General features: G+C 71.0%; 14 protein-coding genes. 12 read left to right on the forward strand and 2 right to left on the reverse strand.

Annotation, left to right across the window (positions count from 1 at the left end; translation table 11 throughout):
- Positions 1 to 68 precede the first annotated feature (68 nt).
- The 3 genes from ACFYWS_RS09095 (at position 69) to ACFYWS_RS09105 (ending at position 3,285) form a co-directional block, all read left to right on the forward strand.
- A complete protein-coding gene (locus ACFYWS_RS09095) occupies positions 69 to 1,055 on the forward strand; it encodes a S1C family serine protease (protein WP_389271569.1) in 987 nt (328 codons plus the stop codon).
- A 77-nt stretch (positions 1,056 to 1,132) separates the two neighbouring features.
- Complete coding sequence (locus tag ACFYWS_RS09100) at positions 1,133 to 1,864, forward strand: response regulator transcription factor (protein WP_389271572.1); 732 nt, start codon at positions 1,133 to 1,135, stop codon at positions 1,862 to 1,864.
- The gene (locus tag ACFYWS_RS09105) at positions 1,861 to 3,285 is read left to right on the forward strand and encodes an ATP-binding protein (protein ID WP_389271575.1); all 1,425 of its coding nucleotides are present in this window, start codon (positions 1,861 to 1,863) and stop codon (positions 3,283 to 3,285) included. The genes ACFYWS_RS09100 and ACFYWS_RS09105 overlap by 4 nt, the downstream gene beginning before the upstream one ends.
- 16 nt (positions 3,286 to 3,301) lie before the next feature.
- On the opposite strand, the gene ACFYWS_RS09110 is transcribed toward ACFYWS_RS09105, so the two are convergent.
- Both ACFYWS_RS09110 and ACFYWS_RS09115 read right to left on the reverse strand, forming a co-directional pair.
- Positions 3,302 to 4,462: a DUF2993 domain-containing protein gene (locus tag ACFYWS_RS09110; RefSeq protein WP_389271579.1), complete on the reverse strand. Its 1,161-nt coding sequence runs from the start codon at positions 4,460 to 4,462 to the stop codon at positions 3,302 to 3,304.
- A 105-nt stretch (positions 4,463 to 4,567) separates the two neighbouring features.
- A complete protein-coding gene (locus ACFYWS_RS09115; protein ID WP_389271582.1) occupies positions 4,568 to 6,376 on the reverse strand; it encodes a bifunctional metallophosphatase/5'-nucleotidase in 1,809 nt (602 codons plus the stop codon).
- A 212-nt stretch (positions 6,377 to 6,588) separates the two neighbouring features.
- Here ACFYWS_RS09115 and mshD point away from each other — a divergent pair, with 212 nt between their 5' ends.
- From mshD to pstS, 9 genes are all read left to right on the forward strand, one after another.
- The gene (gene mshD / locus ACFYWS_RS09120; protein ID WP_389271585.1) at positions 6,589 to 7,530 is read left to right on the forward strand and encodes a mycothiol synthase; all 942 of its coding nucleotides are present in this window, start codon (positions 6,589 to 6,591) and stop codon (positions 7,528 to 7,530) included.
- Between the two features lie 106 nt (positions 7,531 to 7,636).
- Complete coding sequence (locus ACFYWS_RS09125; protein ID WP_389271588.1) at positions 7,637 to 8,047, forward strand: GntR family transcriptional regulator; 411 nt, start codon at positions 7,637 to 7,639, stop codon at positions 8,045 to 8,047.
- Positions 8,044 to 8,940: an ABC transporter ATP-binding protein gene (locus ACFYWS_RS09130; RefSeq protein ID WP_389271591.1), complete on the forward strand. Its 897-nt coding sequence runs from the start codon at positions 8,044 to 8,046 to the stop codon at positions 8,938 to 8,940. The genes ACFYWS_RS09125 and ACFYWS_RS09130 overlap by 4 nt, the downstream gene beginning before the upstream one ends.
- Positions 8,937 to 9,935 (forward strand): hypothetical protein, encoded by a 999-nt coding sequence (locus ACFYWS_RS09135; RefSeq protein ID WP_389271594.1) that lies wholly within the window; start codon positions 8,937 to 8,939, stop codon positions 9,933 to 9,935. The genes ACFYWS_RS09130 and ACFYWS_RS09135 overlap by 4 nt, the downstream gene beginning before the upstream one ends.
- The gene (locus tag ACFYWS_RS09140) at positions 9,932 to 10,873 is read left to right on the forward strand and encodes a hypothetical protein (protein WP_389271597.1); all 942 of its coding nucleotides are present in this window, start codon (positions 9,932 to 9,934) and stop codon (positions 10,871 to 10,873) included. The genes ACFYWS_RS09135 and ACFYWS_RS09140 overlap by 4 nt, the downstream gene beginning before the upstream one ends.
- A 119-nt stretch (positions 10,874 to 10,992) precedes the next feature.
- Positions 10,993 to 13,416, forward strand: a complete 2,424-nt coding sequence (locus tag ACFYWS_RS09145) for an RNA degradosome polyphosphate kinase (protein ID WP_389271600.1) — start codon at positions 10,993 to 10,995, stop codon at positions 13,414 to 13,416.
- The gene (locus tag ACFYWS_RS09150) at positions 13,397 to 14,482 is read left to right on the forward strand and encodes a CHAD domain-containing protein (RefSeq protein ID WP_389271603.1); all 1,086 of its coding nucleotides are present in this window, start codon (positions 13,397 to 13,399) and stop codon (positions 14,480 to 14,482) included. The genes ACFYWS_RS09145 and ACFYWS_RS09150 overlap by 20 nt, the downstream gene beginning before the upstream one ends.
- Entirely contained in the window at positions 14,479 to 14,928 is a 450-nt protein-coding gene (locus ACFYWS_RS09155; protein ID WP_389271606.1) for an NUDIX hydrolase, read from the forward strand. Before ACFYWS_RS09150 ends, ACFYWS_RS09155 begins: the two co-directional genes overlap by 4 nt.
- A gap of 226 nt (positions 14,929 to 15,154) precedes the next feature.
- Positions 15,155 to 16,279: a phosphate ABC transporter substrate-binding protein PstS gene (pstS, locus tag ACFYWS_RS09160; RefSeq protein WP_389271609.1), complete on the forward strand. Its 1,125-nt coding sequence runs from the start codon at positions 15,155 to 15,157 to the stop codon at positions 16,277 to 16,279.
- Positions 16,280 to 16,355 lie beyond the last annotated feature (76 nt).

Here is a 16,355-nt window from a genome sequence, read left to right on the forward strand (position 1 = left end):
CGGGGTTCTGTTGGGACTCTCAGGGCTCACTCAGGCAGCTCTCATGAACGCGCCACAGGCTTGGTGCCATGACCGAGACCTACCGCCGAAGCGGCGATGACTCCCAGCCCTGTCCTCACCCTCCGCAGCCCCCGTACCTGCCGGACGCGGCGCTCCCGGACCCGAAGAAGAAGCGGCTGCGCGGACCGGCCGGGCTGATCGCGGCGGTGGCGGTCGCGGCGGCGGCCGTCGGTGGCGGCACCGCGTACGCCTTCCAGGAGTTCACCGGTTCCGCCACGGCCTCGTCCTCCACCAGCACCACGGTGGTGCCCAGCAGCAAGAAGGGCACCGTGTCCGGTGTCGCGGAGGCGGTCAGCCCCTCGATAGTCGAGGTCAACGCGACGCTCGGCTCCGGTTCCTCGACCGGCTCCGGCGTGATCATCACCGGCGACGGCGAGATCGTCACCAACAACCACGTCGTGTCCGGCGCCTCCTCCGTCAAGGTCTCGACGAGCGACGGCAAGACGTACACGGCGGAGGTCGTCGGCACCGACGCGAAGAAGGACCTCGCGCTCATCAAGCTGAAGAACGCCTCCGGCCTCAAGGCAGCGACGCTCGGCGACTCCGAGGGCGTCAAGGTCGGCGACGACGTCGTCGCGATCGGCTCCCCCGAGGGCCTGACCGGCACCGTGACCAGCGGCATCGTCTCCGCGCTCGCCCGTGACGTCACCGTCTCCACCGACGAGGACCAGCAGCAGCAACAGCAGGGAAGCGGTGGCAGCGGCGAGTGGCCGTTCGAGTTCGGCGGCCAGGAGTTCAACGGAGACACCGGCTCGTCCAAGACGACGTACAAGGCGATCCAGACCGACGCGTCCCTCAACCCCGGCAACTCCGGCGGCGCCCTCATCGACATGAACGGCAACATCATCGGCATCAACTCGGCGATGTACTCCAGCAGTTCGCAGTCCTCCACGTCCTCGTCGGGCAACGGCAGCGTGGGCCTCGGCTTCGCCATCCCGATCAACACGGTCAAGGCGGACCTGGACACGCTGCGAGCGGGCGGCACCAGCACCTGACGCCACACCCCGGGTGGCCGTGCGAGGCTGAGAAGCGCCGGCCACCCACCCGTACCCACCGACAGGAAACGCTGACCATGAGCCCCGCCGAAGGCGAACCGCACCGCATCCTCATCGTCGACGACGAGCCCGCGGTACTGGAGGCGCTCCAGCGTTCCCTCGCCTTCGAGGGCTACGACACCGAGGTCGCGGTCGACGGCGCCGACGCCCTGGAGAAGGTCGCCTCGTACCGCCCCGACCTGGTCGTCCTCGACATCCAGATGCCCCGCATGGACGGCCTGACCGCCGCCCGCCGGATGCGCGCCACCGGCTCCACCACCCCGATCCTCATGCTCACCGCCCGCGACACCGTCGGCGACCGGGTCACAGGACTCGACGCGGGCGCCGACGACTACCTGGTCAAGCCGTTCGAGCTCGACGAACTGTTCGCCCGGGTGCGGGCCCTGCTGCGCCGCAGCTCGTACGCGTCGGCGGCCGAAGGCGACGCGGCCGACTCCGACGCCCTCTCCTTCGCCGACCTGCGCATGGACCTGACGACCCGCGAGGTCACACGCGGCGGACGCGCGGTCGAGCTGACCCGCACCGAGTACACGCTCCTGGAGATGTTCCTGGCCCACCCGCGCCAGGTCCTCACCCGCGAGCAGATCCTCAAGGCGGTCTGGGGCTTCGACTTCGAGCCGTCCTCCAACTCCCTGGACGTCTACGTGATGTACCTGCGGCGCAAGACCGAGGCGGGCGGCGAACCGCGCCTCGTGCACACCGTGCGGGGCGTGGGGTACGTGCTGCGGTCCGGCGGAGCGGCCGAGTGAGCAAGCCCGTCCGGCGGCTGCGGACGCTGCCGCTGCGGTCCCGGATCGCGCTCCTCGTGGCCGTGGCGGTGGCAGCGGCGGTCGCCGCGGTGGCGCTGACGTGCTGGTTCATCACGGAGAAGCAGCTCTACGCGCAGCTGGACAACGACCTGGTGCAGCAGGCCCACTCGGTCAAGCAGGAGCAGATGGACTACGTCCTCGCGGGCTGCCGGTCCGGCAACTCCTCCAACCAGCACGACTTCCCGGGCCCCACGATCCAGATCATCGAGTCCGACGGCACCGCGTGCACCTCGCAGGGCGACCCCAGGATTCCCGTACAGGCCGCGGACCTGGCCGTCGCGGCGGGCACCTCCGACCACTCGGTGCACACCACGGACGACGTGAAGGGCCGGGCGATGCGAGTGCTCACCGTCCCGATCAGCACCCAGAGCGACGCCCGGATCCCCGGCATCGCCGCGACCGTCGCCACCCCGCTCGACGAGATCACGAATCCGCTGACCACTCTCGCCTGGGTCCTCCTCCTCGTCGGCGGCGTCGGCGTCCTCGGCTCCACGGCCGCCGGCCTGTGGATCGCCCGCACCGCGCTGCGCCCCGTCGACCAGCTCACCGAGACCGTCGAGCACGTGGCCAGGACCGAGGACCTCACGGTCCGGATCCCGGTCGAGGGCGACGACGAGATCGCGCGGCTCTCGGAGTCCTTCAACTCGATGACCGCCTCGCTCGCCTCCTCCCGCGAGCTCCAGCAGCAGCTCATCGCCGACGCGGGTCATGAGCTGCGGACGCCGCTGACCTCGATGCGTACCAACATCGAGCTGCTCACCCGCAGCGAGGCGACGGGCCGCGCCATCCCGCCCGACGACCGCAAGGCCCTGCTCGCGTCGGTGAAGGCCCAGATGACGGAGCTGGCCGCGCTCATCGGCGACCTTCAGGAACTGTCGCGTACGGGACTGACCGGGGCCGAAGGTCCGTTGAAGGTGGTCTCGCTGCACGACACCGTGCGCAGCGCCATCGAGCGCGCCCGGCTGCGCGGCCCCGAGCTGACCTTCGACGCGGAGCTGGCCCCCTGGTACGTACGGTCCGAGCCGGCGGCGCTTGAGCGGGCGGTCGTGAACCTGCTGGACAACGCCGTGAAGTTCAGCCCGGAGAGGGGCCGCGTCGAGGTACGCCTGATGCGCGGCACGCTCACCGTGCGGGACCACGGACCGGGCATCACGGACGATGAACTCCCGCACGTCTTCGACCGGTTCTGGCGCTCGCCGACCGCGCGCGCCCTGCCGGGTTCGGGCCTCGGCCTGTCGATCGTGGCGCGCACGGTCGAGGCCAGCGGCGGCCACATCGCGCTCTCGGCGGCGGACGGCGGCGGAACGATCGCCACGCTGGTCCTGCCGGGCGCTCCGACACCGCCGCCGGAGATCCCCTAGGGACGGTCCCTGCCGGTCACTTGCCGACGGAGAGCCCGCCGCCGGAGAGATCCACCCGGATGCCCTCCTTCTCCACGGTCACGTCCTGAAGCCGCACGTATCCGTCGTCGCCCGGCAGCTTCGGCAGATGGAAGGCGAGGGAGAGGCGGTCGGCGAGCTCGGGCCGGGTGAGGCGGGTGAGGCCGTCGAGCAGCGCCGGGTCGAGGCCGAACTTCTTCAGAAGCGCGGGGTGGGCGAGCGCGATGTCGATCAGGTTCGTGCCCATCAGCTGCTTCACGAAGCGCGGCGTCCCGGTCAGCTCGCGCAGCTTCGCGTCGCTGTTCAGCGCCTGCCGCACCGCGCTGTCCGGCACCCCGAGACGCTTGACCACGGCAGGGACGGCGAGCAGCTGCCGCGCCTTGTCGGCCTGCTTGGTGAGTTTGTCCACGGACGCGCGCGTGAGGTGCAGTCCCTCGGAGGAGCGGGTGCCGGGGCGGTAGGTGGCGAGGTCGCCGACGGCCAGGCTCATGTTGTCGATGTCGGTGGAGATCCCGGACGCGCCGAGCCGCTGGATGTTCGCGTCCGCCCGCACCTTCACGTCGTGCCCGGCGACGGGCAGGGTGCCGCGCGCGAGGACCTTGTTCTTCCCGTGCCCGCTGAACGTGACCTGGGACGCGCCCAGTTCCCTGTTCATGTCGGCGAAGCTGAGCAGCACCTCGCCGTGCATCGCGTCGGCGTAGGCGCCGCTGATGTCGGTGCCCGAGCCGTTGATGCGTACGTTGTGCGCGGTCGCGGAGACCTTGGCGAGGGTGACGCGGTCGGCGGCGACGTCGGGGACGGTCACCTTCAGTTCGCCGATGCGGCGGTCGGCGAGCTGGGTGAGGAACGGGAAGCCGCTGATCTCCACCTCGGGGGCGGCGTTCAACTTCATTTGCTTCTTGATCTGTTGCGCCGCCTCGTTCTCGGCGTAGAGCACCGCCCAGCGGTCGCCCATCGCCAGAAAACCGCACAGGACGAGAATCGCGATCAGGCCCTTCAGCGCGAAGGAGAGCCCGCCGAAGCGGCTTCGGCGCCTGCGCCGGCCGGCTCGCCTGTGGTCGGGCGGAACCAAATCCTCCGCCCCGCCATCAAACCAATCGTCAAACGCTGTGTGGTCGTCGGTTATGTGGTCGTCGGCCATGCGGTGGGGGGTGCGCATCGGCCGATTCCATCACCACTCCCACCCATTACACAAACATCCTTCACAAGAGTGGGGTGGCCCACTGTTCAACCGTAGACCACCCCAATGCAAGCTCTGTTTCAGCTATTTGACGATCGTGATGCGGTCCGCCTTCGGCGGCGCGATCGGGTCCGAGGCCGAGGAGTTGGCGGTCAGGTAGTCATTGAGCGCCTTCAGGTCATCGCTCCCGACCAGCGGGTTCTTGCCCGCTCCGAGCGCCGCGAAGCCGTCGCCGCCGCCCGCGAGGAAGGAGTTCATCGCGACGCGGTAGGTGGCGGCCGGGTCGACGGCCGCCCCGTTCAGCCTGATCGAGTCGGCGACGACCCGGTCGGCCCCCGACTTGGTCATGTCGAGCGTGTACGTAAGTCCCGCCGAGGGCTGAAGGATCTTCGGCGAGGCCGTGTTCGCCCCGCTGACCTGCTGCTTGAGCGCGGTGACGAGCTGCTCACCGGTCAGGTCGACCAGATTGACGGTGTTGCTGAACGGCTGCACAGCGAAGCCCTCGCCGTACGTCACCACACCGTCGCCCTCGCCGCCGCTCGCCTTGAACACCAGGTCGGAGCGGATCCCGCCCGGATTCATCAGGGCCAGGACCGCCTTGGGGTCGAGGGACTTGGCGTGCGCCAGCTGGGCGTCCGCGATGAGATCGCCGAGCGGGGACTCGGGCGAGGCGGCACCCCGGCCGGGCAGGTCCGCGGAGATGTAGCCGACGGGCCGGCTCGCGATCGGCGCGGCCAGCTTGTTCCACTGCCCGATCAGCGCCGTCATGTCGGCGGCCTTCTCCTGCGTGCGCGTGACGACATGGTTGGCCGAGGAGGGCGACTTCACCGACGTACGCACGACATCCTTGGTGGCGCGGTCGTACGTCAGCGTCGTGTCCGTGTAGAGCTTCCCGTACGAGGACGCCGACGTGACCATGCGCGGCTTGCCCGCCGGGTCCGGGATCGTGCACGCGTACGCGTTGTGGGTGTGGCCGGTGACCAGGGCGTCGACCTTGGACGTGACGCCCTTGGCGATGTCGACGATCGGCCCCGAGACGCCGCTGCCCGCGCCGCCCGTGTCGCAGTCGTAGTTGTACGAGGCCGAGGCCGGGGCGCCGCCCTCGTGGACCAGCGCGACGATCGACTTCACGCCCTGCTTGTCGAGGATCTTCGCGTACTTGTCGACCGTCTCGATCTCGTCGTGGAACTTCAGTCCCTTGACGCCGTCGGCCGACACGATGTCCGGGGTGCCTTCGAGGGTGACGCCGATGAAGCCGACCTTCACGCCCTTGTGCTTCCACACCCAGTAGGGGGCGAGGACCGGTTTGCCGGTCTTCTCGTCGGTGACGTTCGCGGCCAGGTAGGGGTAGTCGGCGCCTTCGAAGGTGCGACCGTCCTCGTAACAGCCGTCCTTCGGATGACAGCCGCCGTTCCGCAGCCGCGCCAACTCCGCCGGGCCTTCGTCGAATTCATGGTTGCCGACCGACGTCACGTCCAGGTCCAGCTTGTTCATGGCCTCGACGGTCGGCTCGTCGTGGAACAGTCCGGACAGCAGCGGGCTCGCGCCGACCAGGTCGCCCGCGGCGGCCGTGACGCTGTACGGGTGACCCTGGCGGGCCTTGCGCAGGGAGCTCGCCAAGTACTCGACCCCACCCGCGTCGATCTTCTTCGTGGTGCCGTCGGCCTGGTCCTCGGTGACCTGGCCGGAAGAACCGGCCGGCGGCTCCAGGTTCCCGTGAAAGTCATTGAAGGACAGCAGCTGTACGTCCTGGTACCGGCCACCCGCCGCGCCCTTCTGCGGCGCCGCGCCGGCGGGGAGCGCGGCCATCAGGGCGCCCGCGACGGCGAGGGTGGCGGCGCCCGCGAGCGCCGCACGCAGGCGCCGCCGGGGTCTCTTGGTCTGTCCGTACATGTGGTACCCCCTGGGGTGCGGTGCGACGACCGTTGACGTGGAGGCAGCCTAGAGTCAACGCGCGTAGCGCGACAGGGGGTTGGGCGATGCGCCAATCAAGCCTGCCTTTCGTACGAGAGCCCGCGGGGTCCGGGGCGGAGCCCCGAGGCGTCAACCCCGGTACCGCGCAACAGCCCCCGCCCCGGCCGGAGCCCAGCCGTACCCTCGTAGCCATGACCACCGACCCCACCCCCGCCAGCGCCGGCGACCCCGCCCTCCCGGGCCGCCGGATCGACACCCTGACCGCCCTGTCCGCCGGGCAGTCCGCCGCCGTGCTCGACCTGCTCACCGAGGCCGCCCGCACGGACGGCCAGCAAGCCGTGTCCGAGCAGGGCCGGCTACAGCTGCGGAGAGGGGAGCGGGAGGGAGTGCGGCACCTGCTGCTCAGCGTCGGCGACGAGCTGGTCGGCTACGCGCAGCTGGAGGACACCGACCCCGTAGAGGCCCCGGCCGCCGAGCTGGTCGTGCACCCGGCGTACCGGGGGCACGGGCACGGGCGGGCGCTCGGCAGCGCGCTGCTCGCCGCCTCCGGGAAGCGGCTGCGGGTGTGGGCGCACGGCGGGCACAGCGCGGCGCGCCATCTCGCGCAGGTGCTCGGACTGACGCTGTTCCGTGAACTGCGGCAGATGCGGCGGCCGTTGGAGAACCTGGAGCTCGCGGAGCCGGTGCTGCCCGAGGGCGTCAGGATCCGTACGTTCGTGCCCGGCCAGGACGACAAGGCGTGGCTCGCGGTGAACGCGGCGGCGTTCGCCCACCACCCCGAGCAGGGCTCCCTCACCCAGCGCGACCTGGACGACCGCAAGGCCGAGCCGTGGTTCGACCCGGCGGGCTTCTTCCTGGCGTTCCGCGGCGACGAGCTGGTCGGATTCCACTGGACGAAGGTGCACGCGCAGGAGCGCCTCGGCGAGGTGTACGTCGTCGGGGTGGCGCCCGCGGGCCAGGGCGGCGGCCTCGGCAAGGCGCTGACGGCGACGGGCCTGCGGCACCTGGCGGCTGCCGGACTTCCGACCGCGATGCTCTACGTCGACGCCGACAACAAGGCGGCGGTGAGCGTGTACGAGCGGCTCGGTTTCACGACGTACGAGACGGACCTGATGTACCGAACCGAGTCCTGACCTGGGGTTTTCCAGAATATTCGAGGTAGAGGGGGCGGCGTCACTTGACGCCGCCCCCTCTCTTGCATCACCCTTTCACTACTTGATTAGTGAAAGGGGGTACGCCGTGGCACAGGAACCGGTCATCGAATTCCGCATCGACCGCCACACGGGCGTCGCCACCTACCTCCAGATCGTCCACCAGACCGAGCACGCACTGCGGCTCGGAATGCTCGAGCCGGGGGACAAGCTGCCCACGGCCCGCGAGGTCGTAGCGGCGACAGCGATCAATCCGAACACCGTGCTGAAGGCATACCGCGAGCTGGAGCGCTCCGGACTCGTCGAGGCCCGGCGAGGGCTCGGCACGTTCGTCCGCGCGACGCTCGGCTCCGGCTCCGCCGACTCACCGCTGAGAGCGGAGCTCGACGACTGGACGGGCAGGGCGAAGGAGGCGGGCCTCGACCGCGAGGACGTCGAAGCCCTGTTCGGCAGCGCCCTGGAGGCGCACTTCGGCACCAATCCCAAGGGGACTTCATGAGCACGGCCATCGAGGCGAACGGCCTCGTCAAGCGCTACGGACGGCGCGCTGCGGCGGCCCTGGACGACTGCTCGTTCCGGCTGCCCGCGGGCCGGATCAGCGCACTCGTCGGGCCGAACGGAGCGGGCAAGTCGACACTGCTGACCATCGCGGCCGGCCTGTCGCGTCCCACCGCGGGGAGCATCGCCGTGCTCGGCGCCGCCCCCGGTGTGCACCGCTCGAAGGTCTCCTACCTCGCCCAGAGCAAGCCCCTGTACCCCCAGCTGTCCGTCGCGGACACCCTTCAGGTGGGCGCCGCGCTCAACCCGGAGCGCTGGGACGCCGCGTACGCGTCGAAGATCGTCGAACAGGGCGAGCTCGACCCGAAGGCGAAGATCCGCTCGCTCTCCGGCGGCCAGCGCACCCGCGTCGCGCTCGCCCTGGCCCTCGGCAAGCGCCCCGAGCTGATGCTGCTCGACGAGCCGATGGCCGACCTCGACCCGCTGGCGCGGCACGAGATGATGGGCACGCTGATGGCGGACGCGGCCGAGCACGGCACGACCGTCCTGATGTCCTCGCACATCGTGACCGAACTGGCCGACGCCTGCGACCACCTGCTGCTGCTCGGCGGCGGCCGGATCCGGCTCGGCGGCGGCATCGACGATCTGATCGGCGCACACAGCCTGGTCACGGGACGCGGCGACCTCGCTCCGCACACGGTGGTCGAGTCCCGCGCCTCCGGCCGCGGCGTCACCGCCCTGATCCGCAGGGACGGGCCGGTCGGCGAGGGCTGGCAGGTCCAGGAGCCCTCCCTGGAGGAGCTGCTCCTGTCCCACCTCCGCTCCCCCGACGCCCCGCCCATGCTCACGCCGGGCACCACGGCGGGCCCGCGCCGGACGGCGGTGACCGCGTGAGCGCCCCGGCCCTCGACAAGCCCTCCGCCGTGCGCCGCACGAAGCCCGGACCCGACGGCCTGGTGTGGACGGTCCTGCGGCTGCACCGCAGGGCGATGTGGGTGTGGGTCGGCTACGTGGTGGTCAGCCTCGGCCTGCTCCTGTGGCTGTGGGGCCCCGGCTCCTCGGAGTCCCAGGCGGCGTTCGACAAGCTGGGCTACAGCGGAGCACAGGACAACGCGTGGCAGGGCGCGATCTCCGCCTTCCTGCCGTTCATCGGCAACAGCTTCGACGCCCTCTTCTACGACCCCCTGACCCTGGCCCGGATCGCCGCGTGCGTCATCGCCGTCTTCGCGGCGGGCCCGCTGATCGCCCGCGAACTGGAGCAGGGCACCGCCCAGTTGGCGTGGACCCAGTCCGTCTCCCCTGCCCGCTGGCTGGCCGCGAAGCTGGCCGTACCCGCGCTGCTCGTCACCGTCGGCACGACGCTCGTCGTGATCCTCCACCGACTGGTGTGGGACGGCCGGAACCATCTGCTCGTCGCCGGCATCGGCCCGCGCGACTTCGCCTTCTCCGTGGGTCCCGCGACGGTGGCGAACGCCCTGTTCGGCCTGGCCGTCGGGGTGCTGGCCGCGCTGGTACTGCGGCGCACGCTGCCGGCCGCCGCCCTGGCCGGGATCGTGACGTACCTGGTGGGCGCGTTCCGCGCCAACTCCTGGCCGCTCCAAGGCAGTTACCAGCAGCCGGAGCTCCCCGTGCACAGCAAGGCGATCACGTCGACGGGGGCGGAGATCCGCGACCCCGGCTGCATGACGCAGCACTGCCTCGACCGGCACGACATCACCGGATTCACCCGCCACTACCTCCCCTCCCCCGACTTCTGGCCGCGTCAGCTCGCCGAGACCGGCGTCCTGCTCGGGCTCGCCGCGCTGGCCGTCGTCGCCGCGTTCCTCGTGCTGCGCCGGTTCCAGCCGGAGCCGCCCGTCGCCCCGCTCACCAAGGAGGGCGCCGCATGAGCGCCACCACGATTCCCCTGGGCCTGCCCCGGACGGTCCTGCGACTGCACCGCGTCGCCGCCTGGCTGTGGATCGCCTTCGTCGCCGTCACGGGCGCCCTGCTGCTGTGGCTGTGGGGCCCCGGCACGGCCGGGCTCGACATCACGGGACACTGCAACCCGGCCACCGCGAACGGCTGCACCGCGAAGGGCGCGACCGCGGACGCGTACCACTACGTCCTCACTCTCACGGACACCCTGGTCACGCTGGTGCCGGTGGCGGCCTCGGTGTTCGCCGGCGGCCTGCTCATCGGGCGCGAACTGGGCAGCGGTACAGCCCAGTTGGCGTGGACGCAGTCCGTGTCCCCGGTGCGCTGGCTGGCCGCGAAGCTGGCGCTGCCCGCGGCCTTCCTCGTCGTCGGCACCACGATCCTGATGCTGCTGCGCCGCCTCGTCGCTTCCGAGGCCCCGGGGCTCTCGGACCACCGCTGGTACGGGTCGACGCAGCTCTACAACGTCCTCGGCCCGACGACCGTGGCGCTGCCGCTGCTCGGCCTGGCCATCGGCGCGATGGTGGCGCTCCTGACGCGCCGCACGCTGCCTGCGGCGGGCTACTCCCTGATCGCCACGGCCGTGGTGGTCGGCGCGCTCGACGCGGTCCGCGACCGGCTGTGGCCCACGGTGACGGTGACCGGGGACGTGAACGAGAGCTACCAGTACTTCGCCGGGTCCCTGGTCTCCGAGGGCGCGGTGACCGCCTCCGGGGCCCGTGTCTCCGACCCCCTGTGCGTGGACGACCGCGCGTGCCTCACGGCGCACAACGTCACGGGCTTCTACCGCGAGGGCCACCCGCCGTCCCACTTCTGGCCCCTCCAGCTCGTCGAGACCACCCTGGTCCTCGCCCTCACCGCCGCCGCCACCGCCACCGCCTTCTGGCTGCTGCGCCGCCGCGCCCGCTGACCCCGAGCGGGGGCCCCGGCCCCGGATTCCCGGGCCCCGCCCCCGCGGGCCGCCCGCCCATAGCCCGTACGTCATGTCGCCGTAACCGTCGATTCAGACGGCCTTGCGACGCTCACGGAATGCAGCCCCCCGCCCCCGAACCCGCCGAGCCCGCCCGCCGCGGCAGCCTCACGCTGGCGCCCGCGTACTCCGACGCGGTCGGCGCGCCCCGGACGGCGTCCGCGCGGAAGAATGGGGCCATGAGCCAGCCGAACGCCGCACAGGACCAGACGGACCACGCCGACACGGCTCCGGCCCCGGCGGCCGCGCAGCCCCAGCCGTCCGTGGGGTCGCTCGCCGCGCACCGGCCACACCCCGTGGCGGGCGGCGAGTACGACCTGGCCGCCGCGAAGCTCGCCGGCATCGTCGCCGATATCGACGCCGACCCGGACGACTACGAGGAGGACTACGCGAACCAGGAGGGCGCGGAGCTCCCGCAGGGCCGCTTCCTGGACCGCGAGCGCAGCTGGCTCGCGTTCAACGAGCGGGTCCTGGAGCTGGCCGAGGACCCGAACACCCCCCTCCTGGAACGGGCCAACTTCCTGGCGATCTTCGCCTCGAACCTGGACGAGTTCTTCATGGTCCGGGTGGCGGGCCTGAAGCGCCGCATCGCGACCGGCGTCGCCACCCGTTCGGCCTCCGGCCTGCAGCCCCGCGAGGTCCTGGAGCTGATCTGGAACCGCTCCCGCGAGCTCATGGCCCGGCACGCCGCCTGCTACCAGGACGAGATCGCCCCGTCCCTCGCCGACGAGGGCGTCCACGTCGTGCGCTGGAACGAGCTCACGGAGAAGGAGCAGGCCCGGCTCTACACGCTGTTCATGCAGCAGATCTTCCCGGTGCTCACCCCGCTGGCCGTCGACCCCGCGCACCCCTTCCCGTACATCTCGGGGCTCTCCCTCAACCTCGCCGTCGTCGTCTCGAACCCCGTGTCCGGCCACCGCCACTTCGCCCGGGTAAAGGTTCCTCCCCTGCTCGCCCGCTTCCTGGAGGCCTCGCCCCAGCGCTACGTCCCCATCGAGGACGTCATCGCCGCGCCCCGGCACCTGGGCGAGCTGTTCCCCGGCATGAAGGTCGAGGAACACCACATGTTCCGCCTGACCCGCAACGAGGACCTCGAAGTGGAGGAGGACGACGCAGAGAACCTGCTCCAGGCCCTGGAGAAGGAGCTGATGCGGCGCCGCTTCGGACCGCCGGTGCGCCTTGAGGTCGAGGAGACCATCGACCCGGAGATACTCAGCCTCCTCGTGAAGGAGCTGAAGATCAGCGAGGCCGAGGTGTACCCGCTGCCGGGCCCCCTCGACCTCACAGGACTCTTCTCCATCGCGGGCATCGACCGCCCCGAGCTGAAGTACCCCAAGTTCGTGGCGGGCACCCACCGCGACCTCGCCGAGGTGGAATCGGCCTCGGCCCCCGACGTCTTCGCCGCGCTGCGCAGCCACGACGTGCTGCTCCACCACCCCTACGACTCGTTCTCCACCTCCGTACAGGCCTTCCTGGAGCAGGCCGCGGCGGACCCGGACGTGCTCGCCATCAAGCAGACGCTGTACCGGACCTCGGGCGACTCACCGATCGTGGACGCGCTGATAGAGGCCGCGGAGGCCGGCAAGCAGGTGCTCGTCCTGGTCGAGATCAAGGCCCGCTTCGACGAGCAGGCCAACATCAAGTGGGCCCGCAAGCTGGAGGAGTCCGGCTGCCATGTCGTCTACGGTCTCGTCGGCCTGAAGACGCACTGCAAGCTGTCGCTCGTCGTACGCCAGGAGGGCGACCAGCTGGTCAGGTACAGCCACGTCGGCACCGGCAACTACCACCCCAAGACGGCCCGACTGTACGAGGACCTGGGCCTGCTGACGGCCGATCAGGAAGTCGGGGCCGACCTCTCCGACCTCTTCAACCGGCTGTCCGGCTACTCGCGCCGCGAGACCTACCGCCGTCTCCTCGTCGCCCCCAAGTCCCTTCGTACGGGCCTGATCACGCGGATCGAGAAGGAGGTCCAGCACCACCGTGCGGGCCGCCCCGCCCACGTCCGCGTCAAGGTCAACTCGATGGTCGACGAGGCCGTCGTCGACGCGCTGTACCGGGCCTCGCAGGCGGGTGTCCCCGTCGACATCTGGGTGCGCGGCATCTGCGCCGTCCGCCCCGGCGTCGCGGGCCTGTCCGAGAACATCCGGGTCCGCTCGATCCTCGGCCGCTTCCTGGAGCACTCCCGCGTCTTCGCCTTCGGCAACGGCGGCGAACCGGAGGTCTGGATCGGCAGCGCCGACATGATGCACCGCAACCTCGACCGCCGCATCGAGGCCCTGGTCCGCGTGGAGGACCCGGCCCATCGCGCGGCGCTCAGCCGACTGCTCGAAACGGGGATGTCCGACACCACCGCCTCCTGGCACCTGGGCCCGGACGGCAACTGGACCCGGCACGCGCTGGACGCGGACGGGCTGCCCCTGCGCAACGTACAGGAGATGCTCATAGACGCCCGGAGGCGCCGGCGTGGCACAGCGACACCTTGAGTCCAGCGAGCCGCTGAGCGGGAGCGAAGTCGATGCCCTGGGGTGCTATCTCCGCTCCCAGGCAACCGAGTTCCTGCGCTCGCTGCGGCAGCACCGTGAGAGCGGCGCGGCAGGCGACACGGCGGACGCGGCGCGCGCGTTGCGGCGGGCCGCGCGGCGTATCAGCGGCACGTTGCACACGTTCCGGCCGCTCCTCGACACGGACTGGTCGGACGCGTTGCGGCCCGAACTGGCGTGGTTGTCGGGGACGTTGGCCCGCGAACACGCGTATGCGTCCCGCTTGGACCGGTTGACCTCGGCCCTGCACGCCTTGTCGACGCCGCCCGCTCCCACGCCACGGGGCTCCGCCCCGGACCCCGCTGGCTCTCGTCCAAGTGCGGGGCTTGATAGTGCCCCAGCCTTGGGCAATCTGCCGCCTGGGGCGGCAGGGTGGGCAAGGCGGCCCCCGGCGCCGCGCGCCGACACATCGGCCCCGACCCCGACTCCCGCCCCGGAGCCGCGGGAGACCCTCACCCTCGGCGCCGCAAAGGCATCCGCCCTGCTGGAGCGCCAGCTCACGCTCGCCCGCACAAGGGCCCACAGCACCGCCCTCCAGGCCCTCGGCTCCGCCCGCTTCCACGCGGTCGCGGACAACGTCGCCGTGCTGGCCAGCGACGTCCCGCTCGCCACCGCCGACACCGCGCTGGAGAAGCTCGCCGCGGAGGCCGAATCCCGCCTCACCGAGGCCGCCACCACCCTCCACCACACCAGCCACCCCTACAACGCGGACGCCGACGCCTCCTGGCACCACGTACGCCTCCTGCTGCGCCTGCACCGCTACGCGCGCGAAGTGGTGCGGGGCGCCCCCATGGACGTACGACTCCTCGAAGCGGCCGACGCCCTGAACGCCCACAGGGACGCCGCCGAGGCCGCCGCCGCGGCGGCCCACGCGGCCCGTACCCCTCGCATCGCGCCCACGACCGCGTACGCCCTCGGCGTGCTCCACGCCGACCAGCGTCACGAGGTCGCGGCCGCCAGGATCGCGTTCGGACAGGCATGGCAACGACAAAGGGTGGGCACCCCATGACCGTGCATCAGGACGACCCCCGCACCGTCCTCGCGGCAGGCTGCGTCCTGTGGCGCCGCCAGGCGACCCCCGGGACAACTCCCCACAGTGGTCAGGGAGTTGAGATCTGCCTGGTCCACCGGCCCAAGTACGGCGACTGGTCGCACCCCAAGGGAAAGCTCAAGCGCGGCGAGGACGCCCTCGCCGGCGCCCTGCGCGAGGTACGCGAGGAAACCGGCCACGACTGCGAACCCGGCCCCGCGCTCCCCACGGCCCGCTACCTCGCGAACGGCCGCCCCAAGCAGGTCAGCTACTGGGCCGCGGAAGCGACCACCGGCACATTCACACCGAACCGCGAAGTCGACCGCATCGTCTGGCTCACACCGCCCGAGGCCCGCGCCCGCCTCACCCAGCCCAGGGACCGCCCCCTCGTCGACGCCCTGCTCGACGCCCTCCACACCACCTGACGGTCACACCCTGTATCCGTACCGTGACCTAACCACGCCGCCCGCTTAGGTTCACCCTGCGTTCACTCACGCCCATCGGCCGCTTCACCTGATCTGCCTAATTTCAGCCTTACACGGTGAGTCCCCGGCCCCCGGGAACGATCCGCGGCTCGACTGAAACCAACCGCAGACCGCATGCCGCCACAGAGACAGAGAAGGCCGGCGGCTCCTGGAAGGAACACCGAAAGTGAAGCTTCAGCGCAAGAACCGGCTCCGCGCCCTCTCCTTCGGCGCTCTCGCCGTCTCCGGCGCCCTGGCCCTCACGGCGTGCGGCTCCGACGACACCAGCACGGGCACCTCCGCTCCCGGGTCCGCCAAGGCGGGCAACATCAAGTGCGACGACGCCAAGGGCCAGCTCCTCGGCATCGGCTCGTCCGCCCAGGCCAACGCCATAGACGCCTGGCGCCAGGCCTACGCGCAGGCCTGCTCCGACGTGCAGCTCAACTACAAGCCCGACGGTTCCGGCGCCGGCGTCACCGCCTTCAACCAGGGCCAGGTCGCCTTCGCCGGCTCCGACTCGGCGCTCAAGCCCGAGGAGATCGCCGCCTCGAAGAAGGTCTGCAAGGGCGGCCAGGGCATCGACCTGCCGATGGTCGGCGGCCCGATCGCCGTCGCGTTCAACGTCCAGGGCGTCGACAACCTGACGCTGGACGCCAAGACGCTGGCCCAGATCTTCGACTCGAAGATCACCAAGTGGAACGACGCGGCGATCAAGAAGCTGAACCCGGACGCCAAGCTGCCGTCCACCAAGATCCAGGCGTTCCACCGCTCCGACGAGTCCGGCACCACGGACAACTTCACCAAGTACCTCAAGTCCGCCGCCCCGGCCGACTGGAAGTACGAGGGCGGCAAGGCCTGGCAGGCCAAGGGCGGCCAGTCCGCGCAGGGCTCCTCCGGCCTCGCCCAGCAGGTCAAGCAGACCGACGGCGCCATCACGTACGTCGAGCTGTCCTACGCCAAGGACGGCGTGAAGACCGTCGACATCGACACCCGCGCCGGCGAGCCCGTCAAGGCCACCACGGAGAACGCCTCGAAGGCGATCGCCGACGCCAAGGTCGTGGGCACCGGCAAGGACCTCGCCCTCGAACTGAACTACGCGACCAAGGCCGCGGGCGCCTACCCGATCACCCTGGTCACGTACGAGATCGTCTGCGACAAGGGCAACAAGGCGGAGACCCTGGCCGCCACCAAGTCCTTCCTGAACTACACCTCGTCCGACGAGGGCCAGGCGGTCCTCGCCGACCTGGGCTACGCCCCGATCCCCACCGAGATCAACAAGAAGGTCCGCGAGACCGTCGCGAGCATCAGCTGACTCAAGGCGTGCGGGCCACCCACCGGTTGAACCCGGGTGGCCCGCACCGTCCGGTGCACCGCCGCCAGAAGCCCCG

It is taken from the genome of Streptomyces sp. NPDC002795 (genome assembly GCF_042888725.1).
Taxonomy (GTDB): domain Bacteria; phylum Actinomycetota; class Actinomycetes; order Streptomycetales; family Streptomycetaceae; genus Streptomyces.

Coding starts and splice junctions, on each gene's coding strand:
- ACFYWS_RS09095 (WP_389271569.1), top strand. CDS start 69: ATGACCGAGACCTACCGCCGAAGCGGCGATGACTCCCAGCCCTGTCCT.
- ACFYWS_RS09115 (WP_389271582.1), bottom strand. CDS start 6,376: ATGTACGGACAGACCAAGAGACCCCGGCGGCGCCTGCGTGCGGCGCTC.
- mshD (WP_389271585.1), top strand. CDS start 6,589: ATGACCACCGACCCCACCCCCGCCAGCGCCGGCGACCCCGCCCTCCCG.
- ACFYWS_RS09145 (WP_389271600.1), top strand. CDS start 10,993: ATGCAGCCCCCCGCCCCCGAACCCGCCGAGCCCGCCCGCCGCGGCAGC.
- ACFYWS_RS09155 (WP_389271606.1), top strand. CDS start 14,479: ATGACCGTGCATCAGGACGACCCCCGCACCGTCCTCGCGGCAGGCTGC.
- ACFYWS_RS09100 (WP_389271572.1), top strand. CDS start 1,133: ATGAGCCCCGCCGAAGGCGAACCGCACCGCATCCTCATCGTCGACGAC.
- ACFYWS_RS09130 (WP_389271591.1), top strand. CDS start 8,044: ATGAGCACGGCCATCGAGGCGAACGGCCTCGTCAAGCGCTACGGACGG.
- ACFYWS_RS09140 (WP_389271597.1), top strand. CDS start 9,932: ATGAGCGCCACCACGATTCCCCTGGGCCTGCCCCGGACGGTCCTGCGA.
- ACFYWS_RS09110 (WP_389271579.1), bottom strand. CDS start 4,462: ATGCGCACCCCCCACCGCATGGCCGACGACCACATAACCGACGACCAC.